The organism is [Bacillus] selenitireducens MLS10 (assembly GCF_000093085.1).
Lineage (GTDB): Bacteria > Bacillota > Bacilli > Bacillales > Salisediminibacteriaceae > Salisediminibacterium > Salisediminibacterium selenitireducens.
In genome coordinates this window covers 1636582-1657487 of sequence record NC_014219.1, presented here as the reverse complement: position 1 = coordinate 1657487, position 20906 = coordinate 1636582, and the positions used below count along the sequence as shown (strand labels likewise).

Sequence of the window (20906 nt, the reverse complement as noted above, 5' to 3'; positions counted from 1 at the left end):
GGGGATGTGAACAGAGTGTTCAACATCCCCCTGCACCGTTGATGTTATTCAGCTAGTGCGTCTGTAATTGCCTGTTCCATATTTTCCACGGCTTCCTGTGGTGTGATATCTTCCGCAAGAGCACGGGAAATTTCGATCTGCATCAGGTCGGAAATCTGTGGGTAGATTGGTGAAACCGGACGCGGTACTGCATTCTCAAGCGTCTCTACAAAGCCTTCGTCCGCAAAGAGTGGCGCAGAATCACGAACTTCTTCGTCATCGTAAAGGGAACGCATTGTTGGCGCGTTTCCGCCTTCGATAGCTGAAATCTTCTGTCCTTCATAGCTGGACATAAACTTCATCAGCTCCCACGCTTCTTCAGGGTGGTTGGAGTTACGGTTAATCATCGTCATCCATCCGCCGAGACCGGACGCGCTTCCTGCGTCACCTGCCGGAAGAAGGGAGAATGCGGAATTGCCCACGATATTGGACTCTTCTTCATTTTCAGTCATCGCCTGCATGTAAGGCCAGTTACGGGCAAACACTGCATCGCCGTTCAGGAAGGCGTTGTGTGTTTCAGTTTCCATAAAGTTGTTGATGTTGCTTGGTGTGATGTCGGAATTAACGATTTCCACCATCTTTTCAATGGCCGCTACGGTTTCCGGAGAGTTTACGACAACGTTCTCGTTCTCGTCAAGAACTGCTCCGCCGTATGCACCGATAAACTCAACCGCGTTCACGACAAGGCCTTCATACTGGTTCGCCTGCATCAGGTAACCGTATTCAGTACCTTCCTGACCCATGTACTCGCCAGCCATTTCGATCAGCTCGTCCCACGTTTCAGGTGGTGTGTCCACGATGTCGGAGCGGTAGTAAAGAACGCCCGCATCGGTAAATTTCGGCATCGCCCACTGGCGGCCTTCGTATTGACCTGCTTCAACGGTTCCAGGGAAGAATTCATCCATGTCAATGCCGTCGCGCTCAATAAAGCGGTCAAGTTCCAGGACGTACTGCGCCTGAGCAAATTCTGCCGGCCAGATAACGTCGGCATCAAAGACGTCGATCGTGTCATCACCTGCACTGAACTCCGTTACGTACTGGTCATGGGACTGACCTGTGTCAGCCGGCATTTCCCGGAATTCAACCGTAATATGAGGGTGCTCTTCCATGAATGCATCAATCAGTACATCCGTTGCGCCTGTTGCATCATAGCCGCGTGCGTATGTGATTGTGACTTCCTCCTGGTCTTCAGCAGCTTCATTACTGTTGGCATTGTCATTGTCGTTGGCATCATTCTCGTTGGCGTTATTATCCGCCGGGTCGTTGGCCGGTGCGTTCTCTTCGTTGTTGCCATCGTTCCCGCAGGCTGCGAGTGCGCCCGCCATTGTCAAAGCGACAGAACCTGTGACTACCTTTTTCCATACTTTCATGTGTTGTTGCCCCCTTTGATTAATAAATAGACGTGATCAACATGATAACGATTTCAGGTTTGGTGAATAAAAAATCAATCCCCTTTCCTTCGTTTTCTCGAATAAAAGTCATTGACGGTTACCTGTAATCGTTTTCATACTTCGTATTATAATTCGTTATGGTATCGTTTTCAAGTGTTTCATGAAACTTTTTTTGATATTTTTTTAGTGTATTTGACATTCCAAGGGCGAACCCCTTGCCGCTCTAAGGATCAGCTGTTACAAAATCTCACACCGAAGCCCTGTTATCGGGCTTCTCAAGGAGGAGCCAAAAGGAACATTTCCCTAAGGACAAAAAAATCTCCCGGTCCAGAAAACTGGCGGGAGAAATCGTCAGGAACGGATCATTTATTTTTTGAAAAAGAGAACATTTTCTTCACACGGTCAAGCATCCCCGGTTCCTCTTCAAAGCTCATCAGCGGCACGCTCTCCCCGTTCAGCCTCCTGGCGATATTCCGGTAGGCGATGGACGGTTTTGCTTTCGGATCCATGACGATGGGCTGGCCGTTATTGGACGAGAGGATGACACTGTCATCATCCGGCACAATCCCCAACAGATCGATGGCGAGAATCGTGACGATCTCATCCACATCCATGGCATCCCCCGCCTGCACCATGCGGCTTCGGATGCGGTTGACGATCATCCGCTTCGACTGAATCCGGTCTTCCTGTTCAAGAAGGCCGATAATCCGGTCCGCATCACGGACTGACGACACTTCCGGAGTCGTCACGACAATGGCGTGATCCGCACCGGCGATGGCATTTTTGAATCCCTGTTCAATCCCGGCAGGGCAGTCGATGAGGACATAATCATGGTCCTGCTTGAGCTCTGACACAAGCCAGGCGAGATCTTCCGGATTGACTGCCGTCTTGTCTTTCGTCTGGGCCGCAGGCAAAAGGTTGAGGTGTTCAAACCGCTTATCTTTAATCAGTGCCTGCGGAATGCGGCAGCTTCCTTCAATGACATCCGTCAGGTCATAGATAATACGGTTTTCGAGACCCATAACCACATCGAGATTACGCAGCCCGATGTCCGTATCCACCAGACAGACTTTTTTTCCGGACAGGGCAAGGGCGGTTCCGATGTTCGCCGTGGTCGTCGTCTTGCCGACCCCGCCCTTTCCTGATGTTATCACGATGGCTTCTCCCATGTTCTACTCTCCCCTTTCATCTGCTCCATTAAGAGCCGTTACCCATTGGCATACTGAAACGCCATATCGACCTTGACCCGGTGCTTCGGCAGCTTCTGTATGCGTTCAATCGTCATTTGCCGATCCTCATTCAGGAAGGCACATTCAAGTGTCCCCTGATCCGGCTCTGTATCCACCGGCTCCTTTTTTTCGTTGACCGCATCCAAGTCCTCTTCAGGCTCATCGTCCGGTGAACGGTAGATCGAGGTGGCAATACGAATCTGACGGGGTTCCATAAACGCCGCGCATACGACGGCTTCTTCGTTCCCTGAGGCCCCTGCGTGGGCGATGCCCCGCAAGTAGCCCAATATGTATATGTTTCCCGTTGCCCGAATCAGGCCGCCGGGATTGACGTCACCAATCAGAAGGACATGGCCCTTTACGTCCAATACCTGACCCGAACGTACCATGCGGATCTCCTGATGAAAGGTCTGTTCCTCAATCATCGCATTGGCTTCTTCAAGGGTAATGACTTCTTTATCCACATCGTGAATATCAAGATTGTACTGATTTTTCAGCCATGCGCAGAGACGGCCCGTTTCCCGGTCGGTGACGTAGCGCTTGCCCATAACCAGGGACGCGCTGACCGTTGAATGATTCGTTGGCTGATCGTCAAGGATCCGCTTAAGCCGCTCCGTGACTTTATCCCACTCTGCCTGATCGTCAAGCTGAATGGCGAGGCCGCTCTTCGTGCCTCGGATCTGGACGAGTTCCACTTCTTCTTGTCCCTCTGACATCGGTTTGCACCTCTCTTTGCAGAATCACGGTTTGTGTTACGGTTCGGAATGACTCAGTCTCGTCTCCACATAGTCAAACCATTTCTTCAATGGCCAGACGAGCACAATGATGATAACAGCATTCATAATCAGTGTCGGCACGAGGCGTGACCAGAAAAAAAACTCGTGTGAAACCGTGGTGATGCCGACTAAGCTCATCATACCATAAACATAATATTCTAGGAATGCAACTGCGAAAACGGTAATGGCCACAACGATGGATAAATTACGCTTCACAACCGGATAGGACAATGACAGAAAGTAAGCCGTAAAGCCCATCCCGAATGTGTAAACCCCGAGCACCTCGGAATAGACGATATCGTAGAAGGCACCGAAGATTACGGCATACAACAGGCCATAACCCCTTCCGCGGAAAATCCCTGCCGTAATAATCAGCATGAACAAAAGCCGGGGAATATACAGCTGATCTGAGCCCCGGAAATCCGGTGCAAACACCTGATAGACGGTTCCTTCGAGGACAAAGACCGCAAAAAGGAGGATGAGAAAGCCATAGCGGAAGATCATTCTCCGTCACCTTCCTCCTCAAGTGAAGAAGCACCGCGCTCAACGACCTGTACGTAGTCAATGTGATAGAAATCCGCCGTCGGTTCAACGAGAGCCGTCTGTGTCAGACCGAATTCATCATTTTCCACAGAGAGCACTTCCCCGACGACGAGGCCCCGGGGAAAGATTCCGCCGAGTCCTGACGTCGTCACCGTCTCGCCCGGTTCAATCTCTGCATCGATGTCGATCTTCGCAAAACGAAGCGCACCGCTGTCATGATCGATCCCTTCGATAAACCCGTATACGGTCTCATCGCCTCCGGTAACCATCGCCGAAATCCGGTTGGTCACCGCCTGGTCACTGAGGAGCTGTACTGTGGATGAGAACTGGGACACCCGGTTGATCTTCCCGATCAGTCCCTGGCTCGTGACCACAGCCATATTCTCCTCAATCCCGTGCTGCGCTCCTTTATTGATCCCCACCTGCTCGTTCCACCGGTCCGGTGAACGCTGAATGACAAGGGCTGTGCGGACGGTAAAGTCATAGAGATCCTCTTCAAGTCCCGCAGCACCTTCGAGTTCAGCATTGCGCCGTCTCAGTTCACTGACTTCCACCTGAAGGGCGGCATATTCATCAAGCTGCGCTTTCAATGAACGGTTCTCTTCAAAGACGTTTCGGATGTCACGCATATCCTCAAAGAAACCCGCTGCAAAATGAGCGGGTCTTGAAAAAGCGGACTGCACGGCTCCGACCGTATCTGTCACAAGCTGTTCAGGGAGTGTCATCGCTTTTCGGTCACTCATGGAATACCCAACAAGGCCAACGAGCAGCACCAGGCACACCAGGAGGACAATCAGACGTTTATTGGAAAAAAATGAAGGCATTTCGGACACCTACTTGTTATTTTCGATTTGAACGTGCGGTAATGCCCGCCTTCGAGCGGAACAGATGGAGGTTCTCAAGGGCCTTACCGGTCCCGATCGCCACGCTGTCAAGGGGATCTTCCGCCACGTGTACCGGCATATTCGTCTCGTTGCCAAGGACGTGATCGAGGTTCTTTAAGAGCGCACCGCCGCCCGTCAGAACGATACCCCGGTCCATAATATCCGCTGCGAGTTCAGGCGGAGACTGTTCGAGGGTATCCTTGACCGCAGCGACGATCGCATTGACCGTATCTTCAAGAGCCCCGGCAATCTCACTGCCGGTAATCGTCATTGTCTTTGGCAGGCCTGTGACGAGATCCCGGCCGCGAATATCCATATCGCCACCCGGATGCTCCTTCGATGCCGAGCCGATTTCGAACTTGATCGATTCCGCTGTACGCTCCCCGATCATCAGGCTGTATGTTCGTTTGATATACTGCACGATGGACTCATCCATCTCATCACCGGCCACGCGGACGGACTGGCTTGTGACAATCCCCCCGAGGGAGATGATCGCCACTTCCGTCGTACCGCCACCGATGTCAACAACCATGCTTCCCGTCGGTTCCCATACCGGCAGATTCGCCCCGATTGCTGCGGCAAACGGTTCCTCAATCGTATAAGCTTCCTTGGCGCCTGCCTGCTTCGTCGCATCCTCCACAGCACGCTTCTCAACGGCCGTAATGCCGGACGGTACGCAGACCATGACATTCGGTTTTCGCGTGAAAATCGAGCGGTTTCTGAGTGCCTGACGGATAAAATACTTCATCATGGTCGCCGTCGTGTCAAAGTCTGCAATCACACCGTCCCGCATCGGACGAATCGCCACAATATTTCCCGGTGTACGCCCAATCATATTCCGTGCATCACTGCCGACGGCTTCAATATGTCCTGTATCCTGACGGATCGCCACAACGGACGGCTCCCTTAAAATAACGCCTTTTCCTTTTACATAAACGAGTGTATTGGCTGTCCCGAGGTCAATCCCAAGGTCTTTCGAAAATCCTGCAAACATGAATCAATTTCTCCCTTCAATCGTCAAGAAGCTTTTTGCTTCTGTGCGTATAAGCATCGTATCGTTTTGTCATTTTTTTGATCGATTATCATCAATGAGCAATACCGGCAAAACCCGGTACGCCTTATTATACTCAATCAGAGGTTGATTGAGTAGGGTTTTACATGGATCACATGAAATTCCTCAATTCTTCCTAGCCTGAGGTATCAAAGCCTTTGCCGATCGTGAGCTGCCGGTGTCATCCGGGCCATAAAGGAAACGCGGCTTCTCGCCAAGCCTCAATGGCGAAAGCCTCCGTTGCACGTATACGATCATCCTTTATCGGCGTTAAACATTTCTGAAGTACAAAAAACACCTCTGCTCTGTAGTATATCATTACAGAACCGAGGTGTGTGCGGGAATTTCAGACGTAACCCTTTTCTTTTAATGAACAAAAGCTGTGATCCCCGACAATCACGTGATCAAGGACGTCGATGCCAATGGTTTTGCCGACTTCAACGAGCCGCTTCGTCACATCGATGTCCTCCTGACTCGGAGCCGTATCCCCGGACGGATGATTGTGAATGCAGATCATCGAAGCCGCCGAGTAGCGAAGGGCCGCCTTGAAAATCTCTCTCGGGTGCACGACGCTCATGTTCAGACTGCCGATGAAGATCGTCTGCCGGTGAATGACCTGATTCTTCGTCGACAAAAACAAACAGACGAAGTGCTCCTGCGTCAACGTGCGCATATCTTCCATCACAAAATCCGACGCATCTTTCGGGGAGCGGATCACATACTTCATTTCCTTCGGATAACTGCGGATGCGTTTCCCGAGTTCAATGGCCGCTCTCAGCTGAACAGCCTTCGCCTCACCGATCCCGCTCAGTGCCGTAAGCTCCTGAATCGTCGCCTCTTCAAGGAGACGGATTCCGTTAAAGTGACTGATCACGCGGTTCGACAGATCGAGAACCGATTCTTTCTTCGTCCCTGAGCCGAGAAGAATCGCGATCAGATCCTGATTCGTACATGCCTCCGGACCTTCAAACAGCATGCGTTCCCTCGGGCGCTCCACCTTTGGGACGTCGTTCATTGTCAGTGTCATTGCCATGTCATTTCCTCCTGTTTGTCCATTTGGACCAAGGTTAGTGTGAAAATGAACGCAATGCACGAACCACCTGGGCCACCGGCATGCCGACGATGGTAAAGTAATCCCCCCGGATCTCCTCCACCAGCATCGCACCGAAGCCCTGAATGCCGTAAGCACCCGCTTTATCGAACGGTTCACCGCTGTCTATGTATGTTTGAATGTCTTCGTCGGTGAGCGGAAAAAATCGCACATCCGCCCGGCCATGAAAGACGGTTTCCCCGTCTTCACTCAAAATGGCCACGCCGCTTAAGACTGTGTGCACCTTTCCGGAGAGCTGCCTGAGCATCCGTCTTGCGTCCTGACTGTCCTTTGGCTTACCGAGAATCTCACCGTCCACAACGACGACGGTGTCGGAGCCAAGAACCGTCCGGTCTGGATGCTGATCAAGGACGTGGGTGGCCTTGGCACGGGCAAGGGTCTCCACATACTCTTCCGGTCCGGATTTCATGGGGTACTGCGCCTCGTCCACGTCGCTCGGGATGACGTCGAAGGGGATCTTCACCTGCTTCAACAGCTCCTGCCTGCGCGGGGATTTGGACGCGAGTATCAGTGGTTGCATACATTTTCCTCCTTTGATCATCAGATGAATCACCGTGATAAAAGGAAGAGTTCACTATTTATCATAATGAACTCTTCCTGAAATAACAATTCGATTCCGTGTTTGTTCACAGGAAAGACAAACATTCATTCGCCGAATATGAGTTCCTTTGCGGCGATCCCCGGGTTCGTCATCTCCACCGGATCGAGAATGCGGTCGAGCTCTTCCTCCGAGAGGATACCCCGCTCGATGCAGATCTCCCGGACCGATCGGCCGGACTGGATCGCTTCCTTGGCGATCCGCGCCGCGGTCTCATAGCCGACGTGAGGGTTAATCGCCGTGATGATCCCGACGCTGTTCTCAACCATCTCCCGGTTCCGCTCCGTATTGGCTTCGATACCGTCCACCGCATATTCACGGAAGACACGGATGCCGTTTCGGAGAACGGTAAACGACTGCAGGAGATTAAAGACGAGAACCGGCCCCATGACGTTCAGTTCGAGCTGCCCCGCTTCGGAAGCAAGACTGATCGTCTGGTCATTACCGATCACCTGAAACGACACCTGATTGACGACTTCACACATGACGGGATTGACCTTCCCCGGCATGATCGACGAGCCCGCCTGCCGGGGCGGCAGGTTGATCTCGTTAAAGCCCGTTCTTGGTCCTGAGCTCATGAGACGCAGGTCATTGGCCATCTTCGAGAGGTTGATCGCCATAATCTTCATCGCACTCGAGAGCTGTGTGTAGGAATCGGTATTCTGCGTCGCATCGACGAGATTCTCCGCCCCGTGAATCGGCATGCCGCTCATTTCCGCGAGGTTCTTCGTGACCGCTTCGATGTACTCCGGCATCGCGTTTAAGCCCGTTCCGACGGCGGTTGCCCCCATGTTCACTTCATAGAGCTGATCCACGGAGCGCTGGATCCGTTTTAAATCCCGGTTCAACAGCCGACGGTAGGAGCCGAACTCCTGGCCGAGCCGGATCGGTACGGCATCCTGGAGGTGCGTCCGGCCCATTTTGATCACGCTGTCGAATTCCTCTTCTTTTTTGGCAAGGGACTCAATCAGCATTTCAAGTTCCTCAATCAGCCCATCTGAGAGAAACAGACCGGCCAGATGGATCGCCGTCGGAAGGGCATCGTTCGTCGACTGTGCCATATTGACATGGGTATTCGGACTGACCTTCAGGTAGTCACCTTTTTTCCCGCCGAGGTACTCGATCGCCCGGTTCGCGATGACTTCGTTGGCGTTCATGTTCATCGACGTCCCGGCACCGCCCTGGATACTGTCGACGATGAAGTGTTCATTGAGACTCCCGGAGATGACGTCGTCAGAGGCCTTCATGATCGCTTCCCCGATCCGCTTGTTCAACACACCCACTTCCATATTCGCCTTCGCCGCCGCTTTTTTCACATAGCCCAACGAGCGGATCAGTTCCTCATGAATCGGATAACCCGTGATCGGGAAGTTCTCCTTCGCCCGGACGGTCTGTATTCCGTAGTAGGCCGATACAGGAATCTCTTTTTCTCCCATCAAATCTTTTTCCACGCGAAATAATGCTTCATTTGCCATGTTGAGTATCTCCTTTTATAACCGTTGGTTTCGTTAATAGAAATAGGTAATGAGAAGCCAGGACATAAACGCGACACTTGCAAAAAAACCGAGGGGCAAACCGATCAGAAGGATCCAGAAAAACGGCCCCCGCTGGTACTCGGTCATCGCCCGATGACGGCGGTCATGAAAGGGCAGTCTCGGTCCTGAGGAGCTCTCCCCGTCGTCCTCATACATATCGAACATAATCTCTTTTTGCTTCTTACGGGAAGAGAAATCTACGAGATTATTCCCTTCCGCTGTCTTCTGGCTCGTCTCGGCTTCATTAGCGGTACGCCCTTTACGATGATGGTCAAGAGAAATAATCCTTCCTGATTTCTTCTTCATCGTCCGCTCCTTTCTTCCAGTCAGAAAGCTGCATATCCGTCAGTCTGAAAACGGCTGGTCACGGTTCGGTGACGGCAGGTAATGCGGTTCAGGGGTCTCATCCAAGAGGGAATCAAGCCCCGGATAATGGTACGTCGCGACGGTGACTTCAAAAAAGATATCACTGTCCCCTTCGAAAATCTGTACCTCGTCAGCCCCGGTGAAATAGATCATCTCCACATTCATGATGCGATCAAGGGCCTCAAGCTCATTCAAAAACGCAGCCAGACGCTCATAGGCATTTACCTTCACGTCGAGGGTGAAGATCTGACGGTGCACCCCGTCAAGAGCCGTGTTTTCCACAGCCTCTTCCGCAGGATCCGTCTCCTCAGGCGGCGCCTCTCCTTCGCTCTCTGCGATCAGATCCTCCGCCGTCTGCCCTCCGGCCGCTTCGTCTTCCTCCGCAGTAAGGAGATGCAAAGGTTCAACCACGTCTTCCGTACTGATGAAGATGTCCTGGATCACGGCACCACTCAGTTCCTGCGCCTGATTCAGCCCGAGGAGCACCTGATCGGTCAACGGCGGAACCGGCATCTTCCGCTGGGCATTCACCGTATTCGTATCCCCCGCTTCAAATTCCCGCTGGCGCTCAAGAAGCTGGACCTCGAGGGCATCGACCTGAGCCTCTTCCGCTTCCACGCTCCGCTCGAGGCGGTCACGCTCATCGATGGCGGGTCCTGTCACCAGCGTATACGATCCGTAAAAACTTGCAAGGGCAATAAGTCCGAAGACGATATAAAGCAGAACACGTTCCCGTCTATTCATCGTCATCACCCTCCTCATCGTCCTCTTCTTCGCTTTCATCCGTATCTCTATCGATCAGAGCCGCGACATCGAGGGTGATGTCATAGGTTGTGAAATAGTTCGGGAGGAACTCTTCATACCAGAACGGCAGATCTTCTTCCTCTGCCTCAGCGTCCTCCATGACCGCTTCTTCCATCGCTTCACCGGTGATCGTCTGCACATCGACGCTGTCGACATAAGGGGACGCCGTCAGGGCATCCAGGTAATACGCGACCTGCGGAAGCTCAAGATAAATGAATGACATGGAGAGCGTATCCGGATAGACATAGTCATAGGAGACCATATAGCCTTCTTCCGGCATGAGTCTCACCATCTCCAAAAGAAGCTGTGAAGACGAAATCATCATCCCTTCCACTTCATCCACGGCATCAAACAACAGCTGATGTTCCCCGACGGAGAGCTCGGCAATTTCCTGATTCAGCGCTTCGGCCTGTTGTTCTAGAATCAGGCGCTCCTGTTCAAGAGCCGCCGCTTCCCGGTCCGCCTGTACCCCGACATAAACGATCAGTAGATTGATCAGGATCACGACGAGAACGGCGAGAATCATCGCCGAGCGGAAGGTTGAGGTTTTTTTCGTGCCTTTACGTAACAGATTAATCTCAACAGCCATTTACTTCACCTCACCCTTCATCAGTAATCCCACGGCTTCGAAGTGGTGAGGGTCAATCGTAAAGCCTTTTTTATCCATCATAACGTCAAGAAGCTTCACATCAGGCCCGTCAAGACGCTCCGAAACGTGATGGAAGAACCGGTTCAGCTCCGGATGATCACCCGTTATGATGACCCGGTCCACGCCGCCTTCTCCCTGCCGGTAGTTGAACTGGTAAAAGGATAACAGACGCTCGATCTCCGCCCCGTTGTCTTGCCAAGCGCTCTCCAGTTCATCCATCGGACCCGTCCAGCTAATGTCATCGCTCGCTTCCCCGTTCACCTGCCAATGATCCGCACTCACCATGGTGGGGATCGTTCGCGTGATCAGCGGGAACTCACCGTGAAAGATCGTCACCGTCACGGCGGTAGGAAAGCACGTCACGAGGGCGTAATGCCCCTCGACAGACGCAGCCCCGGTTCCTTCAATGAAGCGCTCAAGGGAAATCGCCGCGTAATCCAAGACCACCGGTTCAAGCTTCAGTTCGTAAAAGAGACGCAAATAGCTGTCAATGATCTCCTGGGCTGTGATGAACAAGAGGAGATCCTTCTCGGCATTCTGTTCACTCATGATACAGAGATCAAAAACAGGGTCTTCCATCGGCAAATGCAATTCTTTCCCAAGCTGATTGAAGATATACCCCTTCAGTTCGTGATCCGGCACATCCGCCGGTACCTGGTGACGCCGGATGAGGTTCGTCTCATTCGGCAGCGTTATGTACAGTTCACCCTTCGCCATCTTGTATTGCCGCTTCAGTTCACCGATGATCGCCTGAAACGTTTCCGTCTCTTTAATGACGCCACCCTCGATCGTCCCGGGGGGCAAAAAACGGTTCCGCACGACCTTCAGATCGTCAAGGGTGCTCCCTCTTCCTTTCACGTAGCGAATGACGTGATCGTGGATGATCATGACATGCTTCGTCGGTTTGTTTAATACGATATCCATTCCTGCATCCCTGCCTTCTCTCTGACATACACGATTGTTTCGGGTCTTTGGCACCGATCCGGTACTACCGGTCTTGATCCGTGCCGTCTAGTCCCTATTCTACAGTAAAAACATGACAATATACAGCGCAGATTGCACTTTCTGACGGATTCTTTTAAAAGAGCAAACCGACATACCAGTCAAGGATCGCACCCCCCATAAAGTAGGCGATCACAGCCCCGAGGGCAATAAACGGACCGAATGGAATCGGATTCCCACGCCCCGTCTGTCTCTTCACAATTCGGGGAAGGCCATACACGAGTCCCACGAGTGCCGCGAGAAACAGTGACAGCACCGTCTCGATCGGTCCGAGCACAAAACCGATGACGAGGTAAAGTTTAATATCCCCTCCTCCCATTCCGCCGCGTGACGCGACTGCGAGAAGAAGCAAAATACCAAATCCAAGCCCGGCACCGGCAAAGGCTGTCCACCAAGGATCCAAAGGCGCCACCGACATACGTAAGAGAAGGATCGGTATCCCGAAAAAAAGCAGCACCTTGTCAGGAATAAGCATCGTTGAGAGGTCACTCACCGTAATGATCACGAGCATCGACAAGAAGAGCAATGCCACGACAAGCTCCATACTGAGCCCGATATGTAAAAAGGCCAGACCAAACAAGACCCCGGTAACAAGCTCCATCAGGGGATACATCGGGGAGATCCGCTTCCCGCAGCCCTTGCATCTTCCCCGTAACAAGAACCAGGAAAGGACCGGGATCAGTTCCGGTGCACCGAGTGTTTTCCCGCATGACGGGCATTTGGATCGGGCCTTGCCGGTAAAGGATTCGCCGGCAGGGACGCGGAGGCCGACAACGTTATAAAAGGAGCCCATTACAAGTCCGGTAATGACAAAATAGGTGAACCACAACCCATCCACACGAATAATCTCCTTTCATTTTTAAAGTCCAAAATGAAACCGGTAAGGGGATAAGATAAAGAAACAAACCGGCAGATCCTTTTAGAAAAAAGCCCCTCAGGAATACTCCTGAAGAGCTGGTTGAAATCGGCGAAAAACTATATATATAATTATTGATTACGGAGCTTCAACAACATCTCGTCCATCTTCTCTTATTTCTTGGATCGTAGCATCAATATACGTCCCTTCAAGCCCTTCAAGAGTAATTGTATACTCGCCATCCACAACAGCTACTACTGCACTAATATAGCTATCACTGAACGAGTCACTTTCCGGAAAAGAAGATTCGATGTAATTAACTAGTGAATATTCATCTGTATTATCATTTTCGGGAGGCACAATATAATTATCATCATTTTCTTCAACTGCAATAAACGTAACATCCCCACTTATATTATCCCCAGCCTGTGCCAATCTTGCCGCATCATACAATGCCTCCGCATTCGCAATCTGCGCGTCTTTCCTGCTGTTCTCAATGATGTTCCCAATCGCCGGAACGGCAATCGCTGCAATGATCCCCAAAATCACGATGACTGCCAACAGTTCAACAAGCGTCAAACCTTTTTGATTCTTCAACCATTTTTTCATGTTTATCTCTCCCTTTTTTAATATATTTTATTTGATGTTCTTCATGAAGTAATCCCCAATCAAAATGGACGACCACTCCCGTCAGAACGGCTTTCTGATGTGAAGCTTCCTTAATCCAGGTTCACGATATCCCGGTCACTCGAGCGGATTGTGGAAATCGCGGTGCCACCTGCACCGAAATATTCATTTAAAACAACCGTGTACTCACTGCCATCGTAAGTAATATAAGCATCTGTATACACGCCGTCTCCGTGCGGATCCTGCGGAGTGGTGTCCAGATACCGTTCTTCGAGGAGATTGAGTCTGCTGTCCGTTCTCGAGGTATCTGTATTATCTGTCTCGGCTTCAGTTGCGTAAAAAGTCCACGTATCCGTGTCCGATGCAACAATGCTCTCTGACGCAACAGCCAGCCTTGCTGCATTGTATATATTTTCGGCGTTGGCAATCTGAGCGTCTTTTCGGGAATTTTCGATAATCGATCCGATGGCCGGAACAGCTATCGCCGCAATAATCCCGAGAATCACGATGACCGCGAGCAGTTCAACGAGTGTAAGTCCTTTTTGGTTTCCGGTTCTTTTGATCCGTAACCTCATCTTCATCCCCCCCTATAAGAAGTACAAAATTCGTACGGAATCAATCCCAATCAATGAATATAAAAAACCGGCCAAAACAAAAAAATGTCTCCGGCCGGTTGCACTAGCAGCTCCAAAATGGTTAAGTGCCCAGATAGTACCCATTTCTTCTCAGCATCCAATTGTCGTTACCCCTGATCCAGCTTCAATCCTCAGACTGACGGTTCACGTTAACGATTATTTTTCCACTCAATTACTTTAGACTGTTTTTGTCAATTTTGTGCGTTATCCTGACTCTATTATACACGGATTGGCACCTGTCTGCTATCTTTTTCTGCGTTTCTTCTGTCTTTTAGGTTCTTTTGACCCATTTCTATTCATTCATGCAGGTCTTTATCCAATCGTGTCAAAGATTTCAAACATCGGGATGGCGATGGATGCGACGATGACCCCGACTACAACGGCGAGAACGGCAATAAGCATCGGCTCCATGAGACTCTTCAGCCTCTCCGCTGCCTGATCCACTTCCTCCTCATAGAAGAGTGCCACACGGTCAAGCATCTGGTCAAGAGAACCGGTCCGTTCCCCGACAACGACCATCTGGACAACGAGCGGCGGGAACATCCAGTGCTTCTCCATCGGTCCGGCCATGGACTCCCCTTTTTCAAGGGAGGTCCGGATGTCGCGTATGACGTTCGCGAGGACTTCGTTCCCCACGACCCGCTCAACGATCGATGTCGCCTGCAGGACGGGTACGGAGCTTGTAAAGAGTGAACTCAGTGTCCTGGACATCCTGGCCAGGGCGGATTTTTGAAGAATCCCTCCGACGATCGGCATCTTTAACATGAAATAGTCAAGATAATACCGCATATCGTCATTCTTCCGCGCAGCACGGATCCCGAAGATCGCGGCCACCGTGAGGAGAAGAATCAGCCATACCCACGACTGCATCCAATCCCCGGCATTGAGGACAAACAGCGTAATCCAGGGCAGTTCACTGTCAAAGCCCGCGAACATGTCCGCAAAGCTAGGCACGACGACCGCGAGAAGAAACATGACGACCCCGATGGCGATGACGCCAAGGGTGGCCGGATAGGCGAGGGCGGAGATGACCTTCTGCTTAATCCGGTTCTGTTTTTCATAATAAACGGCGAGGCGTTCGAAGATCTCATCGAGGTTACCCCCGGCCTCCCCGGCGCGGATCATGTTCACAACGAGCGGTTGAAAGACTTTTCTGTGCTTTTCTGTGGACTGGGACATACTGATGCCCTGCCTCAGGTCTTCCTCCACTTCGACGAGGGCTGAGCGGAGCGCCTTGTTTGGGGTCTGTTCTCCGAGGAGACGCACGCTGTCGACGAGGGAAATCCCGGCCGTCAAGAGCGTCGTCATCTGCCTCAGGAAGATGACCATATCCTTGCTCGATACCCGGCTGAAGACCTCGATATCCTGATAGAGAATGCCTTCCATCTGACTGAGGTTCAAGACATTGACACCCTTCTCATCCGTCAGTTTACGCTCTGCCTGCAGCTTTGAATCGGCTTTGATTTTGCCGGAGACAAGCTCGCCCTGCTTCGAGCGGGCTTCGTATTGATAGTAAGCCATCTGCCGTCCTCCTTTCCTGACTGGATCCGTTCATGGATCATTTGAATGGATTGTTTCTGTTATTCCGACAGGATATAAGCTGCCGTTTCTTCACTGATCTTGCGCTCCTGCAGGAGATCCTTCACGGCCATCTCCATTGTGTGCATCCCTTCTGCCTTACCGGTCTGCATCGTGGACGGGATCTGGTGAATCTTTTCGTTTCGGATCAGGTTCTTCACCGCCGGCGTATTCATGAGAATCTCCGTCGCCGCCACCCGGCCGCCGCCGTCTCTCGTGCGAAGAAGACGCTGCGAGATGACCGACGTGAGGACAGAGGCCACCTGTATGCGGATCTGATCCTGCTGGCCCGGGGGGAAGACGTCAATGATCCGGTCAATCGTTGACGGCGCGTTCGTCGTATGAAGCGTACCGAGGACGAGGTGTCCGGTTTCCGCCGCGGTAATCGCCGTGGAGATCGTCTCAAGATCCCGCATCTCCCCGACGAGAATCACATCCGGATCCTGACGGAGCGCCGCCCGGAGGCCGTTGGCGAAGTTCTGCGTGTCAAAGCCGATCTCGCGCTGGTCAATCACCGACGTGCCGTGCTTATGCAAATACTCAATCGGATCTTCAAGGGTGATGATGTGCCGGTTCATCCTTGTGTTCATGTATGAGATCATTGCTGCCAGGGTCGTCGATTTCCCGGAGCCCGTCGGTCCGGTCACAAGGACGAGCCCCTGGGGCTTTGAGGCGATGGATTCCAGGATCTTCGGCATATTCAAATCGTCAATCGTCGGAATCACTGTCGGAATCACGCGGATCGCAAGACTCACGCAGGAGCGCTGAAAGTACGCGTTCACCCGAAAGCGGGATACGCCCCGAAGGCCATAGGAGAAGTCGAGCTCCCCCTTCTTCTCAAAGTTCTTCCAGAGCGCTTCCGGAATGATCGCTCGGGCCATCCCTTCCGTGTCCGCCGGTTTCATCATGTCGGTCCCGACCTTCTCAAGTTCACCGTTCGTCCGCATGACCGGGGGCACACCCACGGTAATATGCAAATCTGACGCACCATCATAGAATGCCTTTCTGAGTAGCTCTTCAATCCGTTCTTTCACGGCCGTTCGCCCCTTTCTTCATGCAGTATATCGTCGTGACGTTCAGTCGTCCATGGCTACGCGGTAAAGTTCTTCAAGACTCGTCTTGCCCTGTTTCACCTTTAAGAGACCGTCTTCAAGTAAGAAGATCATGTCATGCTCCATCGCATAGAGCCGGACATCCTCCATCGGCTGGTTGTTCATCACCATGCGACGGATCTTGTCATCGATTTCGAGCACTTCATGAATGGCCATGCGGCCCTTGTAGCCCGTCTCATTACAGATCGGGCAGCCTTTCCCTCTTCGAAGTCTCGTAAGGGGTATACCCCGTTTGTCGAACATCGCCCGCTCGTTCTCCGTCGGTTCGTAGTCCTCCCCGCATTCTGCGCACACCTTCCTCACGAGACGCTGGGAGACGATCCCCGATAGGGAACTCATGACGAGGAACGGTTCAATCCCCATGTCGATCAGTCTCGGAATCGTGCCGATGGCACTGTTCGTGTGAATCGTACTGAAGACGAGGTGACCTGTGAGGGAAGCACGGATTGCAATCTCTGCCGTTTCCTTATCCCGAATCTCGCCGATCATGACGATATTCGGGTCCTGCCTCAAAATCGACCGGAGCCCTCTTGCAAACGTGAGGCCGATCGGCGCATTGACCTGGACCTGATTGATCCCCTTGACCTGGTACTCCACCGGGTCTTCGATGGTAATCAGGTTCACGTCCGGCGTATTGAGAGCGGTCATCGCCGCATAGAGCGTCGTCGTCTTCCCCGAACCCGTCGGACCGGTAATGAGCACCATCCCGGACGGGCGTTTGATCAGCCGTCTGAATTTATCGAGATTGATTTTATTCAGGTCGATCTCCGAGACGTCCTTGACGGCATTGTCCATGTCAAGGATCCGGATCACGATCTTCTCTCCGAATACGGTGGCAAGGGTCGCGATCCGCAGATCGACGGGGCGACCTTCAATGGACACTTTTACCCGTCCGCCCTGCGGCAGGCGGGTTTCGGTAATGTTCAGGTTCGCCATAATTTTGATTCGTGCCACGACGGCATTATGATCGGACTTCGGAACGGCCCGATCCGTCATCAGAACGCCGTCCACCCGGTACCGGACGATGACCTTCTTCTCCTGTGGATCAATATGAACGTCAGACGCCCCTTTGGCGACAGCTTTGACGAGGACCTTATTAACGAGACGGATAATCGGCGCATCGTCCTCGTTCTCCGCATCCACGTTGGCGCTGATGATGGTGTCGTCTTCCTGATCTTCGATATCGAGGTCCAGATCCCCGTCCTGATCATCATAGTAGCGCTCAATCGCCTGCTGGATCTCTCTTCTTCCGGAAATGACCGGATCGACTTCGAACCCCGTGGACATGCGAATGTCTTCAAGGGTCACATAGTCCATCGGATCACTCATCGCCACCTGGAGCTGATTGTTCTTTTTCTGTATCGGAAAGACTTCATTTCGTGCGGCGAAGTCCCTCGGGATCAGGCGGATCACCGATTCATCCACCGGTTGCTGATTGATGTGCACATGGGGAATCCCAAGCTGGAATTCGAGGACTTCAATGAGCTGATTTTCCGTAATATAATCCCTTGAGATCAGTGCATCCCCGAGTTTCTCACTCCCCTTGACCTTCAGTACGTCCTGTACCTGCTGTTCTGTGAGGAGACCCGCTTCCACAAGCAGGTCCCCAATCCGCTTTCGCTGTTTTGCCATTATGGTTGCCCCCATCCTGTCCGTACGCTCTGTCTACATGCCTTTGATCGGATTCCCATCCTCATCGGTGGAAGACGGTATATCAGGACCATTCGTCCCGTTCGTTCCATTCACGCCACCGCCGTTCTGATCTGATCCGTCACCGGTACCGCTGTTGTTACCGTTTGACGGATCTGTGCCGTTGCCCGTTGAGCCGTTCCCGTTTTGCCCGTCGATTCCATTGCCGTTATCCGGAAACCCGTTGCCGCCGTTCCAATCGTTCCAGTCGTCCCAATCATCCCAGTCGCCATTGTCCGGAAACTCATCAGGGAACTCCCCGTTGCCGTTCTCAGGGAAGCCGTCATTCTCTGGCTCTTCTTCCGGCTCGGGCTCTGGCTCCGGTTCAAGGCTGCTTCGTTCTTCAAGGGCGTTGACCGACCGGTAAAAGTCCCGGCTGACGACTTCCTCATCGATCAGCTCGCCAAATTCATCAAACCGAGAACGCATCACGAGCGCAAATTCACCGTTCTCGCCAAAACTGTCCATTCTCGACTCGCCGGCTTCAAGATCCCGGGTATGCGTCACTTTCGTCTTCGGATCGACGGTACGGACATCTTCGAGACGGACTTCCATCATATACGGCAGTTCATAACCCGTCACCGTAATGGAAAGACCGCCCGATGCCTCTTCAAACCCGATGACATAGTCGGTATCCATCGGATTACGGAACACGAGATCCCGGCCGTTTCCGTCCATAAAGGCGTCATAACCGAGAGGGACATTCGGATAGCGCTGTTCTCTCGTATGCCGTTCGATGATGTCAAAGTTCATCGTCAGTACCGCTTCATACACACCGGAGCTCAGGATATTCATCAGTTCCCCGCCGTTAAACGGTGAGAGCTCATCACTGACTCTGAATTCTTCGCCCGCTTCCACCAGCCATTCGGGCTCTCTTGACAGCCAGTCTTCAAGGAGCGGCCCCTGATCCACGCCTCTAGACACGCTTACCGTCACCGTCTCTTCAAGACGTTCAAAGGGCTCAAGGGTGTCACGCAAAGGAATTGAAATTTCCAGATTCAAGGCTGAGGCTTCCGCTTCAAGCTGATCCATCAGCTCAGGCATATCGACGATCCGGATGATGTCTTCCGGTGCCGTCAGACTCCGAAGCTGATCTTCGAGGCTCGTTTCACGAACATGCACAATCAGTTCCTCATGATCCGACTCATCGGAGAAATAGTGATCAAGGGTCTCCTCCACTCTGAACTCAAAGACGCTTCCAGGGAGGCTCAATACGTCGTCAAACCAGGTCACGTCCACAATCGCCTGTTCCTGCCAGTCGCGGATCTCATTTTGTAACGTTTCCCGCGCTTCCTCCCGGTTCATGTCCGAGAGATCGACTGACGCAATCATCGCATTGCGGTCAAGGCGTTCTTCAGAGAACAGCACTTCGTACGTAAACGTCATGGCATATGTAAAGGTTGTGAGAAACACCACACTCATCGCCGTAACGAGAAGTACTGCTAAAAAGGATTTTTTCATTTGTCCTGCCCCCTGCTTCATCATCGTCTTTATCGGCCAAGGCCTCAAAAAGGCGCTTCCGTTTCTCATTCACATCATGCGGATCCGTGACAGAAGGCATTTCTTCCGGCTCTTCTTCCTCCGGTGCCTCCTTATCGCCTGCTTCTTCGCTGAATTCTTCCACATCAATCGATGACGACCGCTTCATAATCGGCTCCTCATCCTCTTCATTTAACGGCCGCCGCTCGGTAAGGGACGATTCCCCGTCTTGATGCATCAGCCGGCTCGCACCCGCTTCTTCTTCGGCTTCGTCCTCATCATCTGCATCAGACGGAGCCTCATGATCCTCTTCATCCGCCTCGACAACAAACCGTCTCGGGATCTCACCTTCCGCTTCGTCCGGTGTCTCCTCTTCCTCTTCTTGTATAGGGGACTCGCCGATGCCTTTTGCAGGATCTGATGCCAGTTCCACCTCCGCCATCGTGGATTTGTCTTCTTCATCCATCTCAGGAGTTTCCTGGGGCTCAGATGCTTCCTCAGCCTCTTCCGCTTCGGACTGTGATGTCTCGTCCATTCCTGCAACTGCGCCGGATTCCTCCGACTCTGATGCATCTACATCGTTTGCCTGTTCTCCTGTTTCCTGGACAGCTGATTCCGTTTCAGGATCAGGTTCCGGATCGCGGCGTGATACCGGTTCGTAAAGTGCCGGTACAGCCGACTCTTCCCCGTCGATCTCATCGTCCAATACCTCCACCCGTCTTGCCGTGAGGAAGCTTGTCACCACGGTCAGAAGAAGCCCTGCGCCGACCGCCATCTGCCAGGACACGAACATTTCCGTGGCGATGACAAAAAGCGCAAGAAGCCCGGAGATCCCGGCAAGGGTTGCCGTTACTTTTCTGTTAAAAATGGAAGGTAAGAGCAGGAGCAGGACAAACAAAAGAGCCCAGCCAATGAAAAAAAATACTAGCGTTGTCATAAAAGCACCTCAATC

General features: G+C 52.3%; 21 protein-coding genes and 1 riboswitch. All 21 genes read right to left on the bottom strand.

The genetic code is table 11. The annotated features are described in order from the left end of the window. Positions 1-44 precede the first annotated feature (44 nt). Positions 45-1409 (bottom strand): ABC transporter substrate-binding protein, encoded by a 1365-nt coding sequence (locus BSEL_RS07535; protein ID WP_013172393.1) that lies wholly within the window; start codon positions 1407-1409, stop codon positions 45-47. 383 nt (positions 1410-1792) lie between these two features. Further along, positions 1793-2599, bottom strand: a complete 807-nt coding sequence (gene minD / locus BSEL_RS07530; RefSeq protein WP_013172392.1) for a septum site-determining protein MinD — start codon at positions 2597-2599, stop codon at positions 1793-1795. Between the two features lie 38 nt (positions 2600-2637). Further along, positions 2638-3375: a septum site-determining protein MinC gene (locus BSEL_RS07525; RefSeq protein WP_013172391.1), complete on the bottom strand. Its 738-nt coding sequence runs from the start codon at positions 3373-3375 to the stop codon at positions 2638-2640. Between the two features lie 36 nt (positions 3376-3411). Beyond that, positions 3412-3939, bottom strand: a complete 528-nt coding sequence (gene mreD, locus BSEL_RS07520; protein ID WP_013172390.1) for a rod shape-determining protein MreD — start codon at positions 3937-3939, stop codon at positions 3412-3414. Further along, positions 3936-4802 (bottom strand): rod shape-determining protein MreC, encoded by an 867-nt coding sequence (gene mreC, locus BSEL_RS07515; RefSeq protein ID WP_013172389.1) that lies wholly within the window; start codon positions 4800-4802, stop codon positions 3936-3938. Before mreC ends, mreD begins: the two co-directional genes overlap by 4 nt. Before the next feature lie 16 nt (positions 4803-4818). Next, a complete protein-coding gene (locus tag BSEL_RS07510; protein ID WP_013172388.1) occupies positions 4819-5856 on the bottom strand; it encodes a rod shape-determining protein in 1038 nt (345 codons plus the stop codon). A 403-nt stretch (positions 5857-6259) separates the two neighbouring features. Continuing rightward, the gene (gene radC, locus BSEL_RS07505; RefSeq protein ID WP_013172387.1) at positions 6260-6946 is read right to left on the bottom strand and encodes a RadC family protein; all 687 of its coding nucleotides are present in this window, start codon (positions 6944-6946) and stop codon (positions 6260-6262) included. Positions 6947-6980: 34 nt separating this feature from the next. Continuing rightward, the gene (locus BSEL_RS07500) at positions 6981-7544 is read right to left on the bottom strand and encodes a Maf family protein (RefSeq protein WP_013172386.1); all 564 of its coding nucleotides are present in this window, start codon (positions 7542-7544) and stop codon (positions 6981-6983) included. A gap of 125 nt (positions 7545-7669) precedes the next feature. After that, a complete protein-coding gene (aspA, locus tag BSEL_RS07495) occupies positions 7670-9097 on the bottom strand; it encodes an aspartate ammonia-lyase (protein WP_013172385.1) in 1428 nt (475 codons plus the stop codon). 33 nt (positions 9098-9130) lie between these two features. After that, positions 9131-9463 carry a hypothetical protein gene (locus BSEL_RS07490; protein ID WP_013172384.1) on the bottom strand — a complete coding sequence of 111 codons (333 nt, stop codon included), beginning with the start codon at positions 9461-9463 and terminating at the stop codon, positions 9131-9133. A gap of 39 nt (positions 9464-9502) precedes the next feature. Beyond that, a complete protein-coding gene (locus BSEL_RS07485; RefSeq protein ID WP_013172383.1) occupies positions 9503-10267 on the bottom strand; it encodes a hypothetical protein in 765 nt (254 codons plus the stop codon). Further along, positions 10260-10916 (bottom strand): PilN domain-containing protein, encoded by a 657-nt coding sequence (locus BSEL_RS07480; RefSeq protein ID WP_013172382.1) that lies wholly within the window; start codon positions 10914-10916, stop codon positions 10260-10262. Before BSEL_RS07480 ends, BSEL_RS07485 begins: the two co-directional genes overlap by 8 nt. Continuing rightward, on the bottom strand, positions 10917-11900 hold the full coding sequence (gene pilM / locus BSEL_RS07475) for a type IV pilus biogenesis protein PilM (RefSeq protein WP_013172381.1): 984 nt from the start codon (positions 11898-11900) through the stop codon (positions 10917-10919). A 154-nt stretch (positions 11901-12054) separates the two neighbouring features. Continuing rightward, positions 12055-12816 (bottom strand): prepilin peptidase, encoded by a 762-nt coding sequence (locus BSEL_RS07470; RefSeq protein WP_013172380.1) that lies wholly within the window; start codon positions 12814-12816, stop codon positions 12055-12057. Between the two features lie 156 nt (positions 12817-12972). Further along, positions 12973-13443: a pilus assembly FimT family protein gene (locus BSEL_RS18015; RefSeq protein ID WP_013172379.1), complete on the bottom strand. Its 471-nt coding sequence runs from the start codon at positions 13441-13443 to the stop codon at positions 12973-12975. Between the two features lie 110 nt (positions 13444-13553). Continuing rightward, on the bottom strand, positions 13554-14036 hold the full coding sequence (locus tag BSEL_RS17490; RefSeq protein WP_013172378.1) for a type II secretion system protein: 483 nt from the start codon (positions 14034-14036) through the stop codon (positions 13554-13556). Positions 14037-14120: 84 nt separating this feature from the next. Then, positions 14121-14204: riboswitch (cyclic di-GMP riboswitch) on the bottom strand. A 204-nt stretch (positions 14205-14408) separates the two neighbouring features. Then, positions 14409-15617: a type II secretion system F family protein gene (locus BSEL_RS07455; protein ID WP_013172377.1), complete on the bottom strand. Its 1209-nt coding sequence runs from the start codon at positions 15615-15617 to the stop codon at positions 14409-14411. A gap of 59 nt (positions 15618-15676) precedes the next feature. Further along, on the bottom strand, positions 15677-16708 hold the full coding sequence (locus BSEL_RS07450) for a type IV pilus twitching motility protein PilT (RefSeq protein WP_013172376.1): 1032 nt from the start codon (positions 16706-16708) through the stop codon (positions 15677-15679). 42 nt (positions 16709-16750) lie between these two features. Continuing rightward, positions 16751-18418, bottom strand: a complete 1668-nt coding sequence (locus BSEL_RS07445) for a GspE/PulE family protein (RefSeq protein WP_013172375.1) — start codon at positions 18416-18418, stop codon at positions 16751-16753. Positions 18419-18451: 33 nt separating this feature from the next. Beyond that, entirely contained in the window at positions 18452-19936 is a 1485-nt protein-coding gene (locus tag BSEL_RS07440) for a VanW family protein (protein ID WP_177304818.1), read from the bottom strand. Continuing rightward, the gene (locus tag BSEL_RS17865) at positions 19830-20891 is read right to left on the bottom strand and encodes a hypothetical protein (RefSeq protein ID WP_013172373.1); all 1062 of its coding nucleotides are present in this window, start codon (positions 20889-20891) and stop codon (positions 19830-19832) included. Before BSEL_RS17865 ends, BSEL_RS07440 begins: the two co-directional genes overlap by 107 nt. Between the last annotated feature and the right edge of the window lie 15 nt (positions 20892-20906).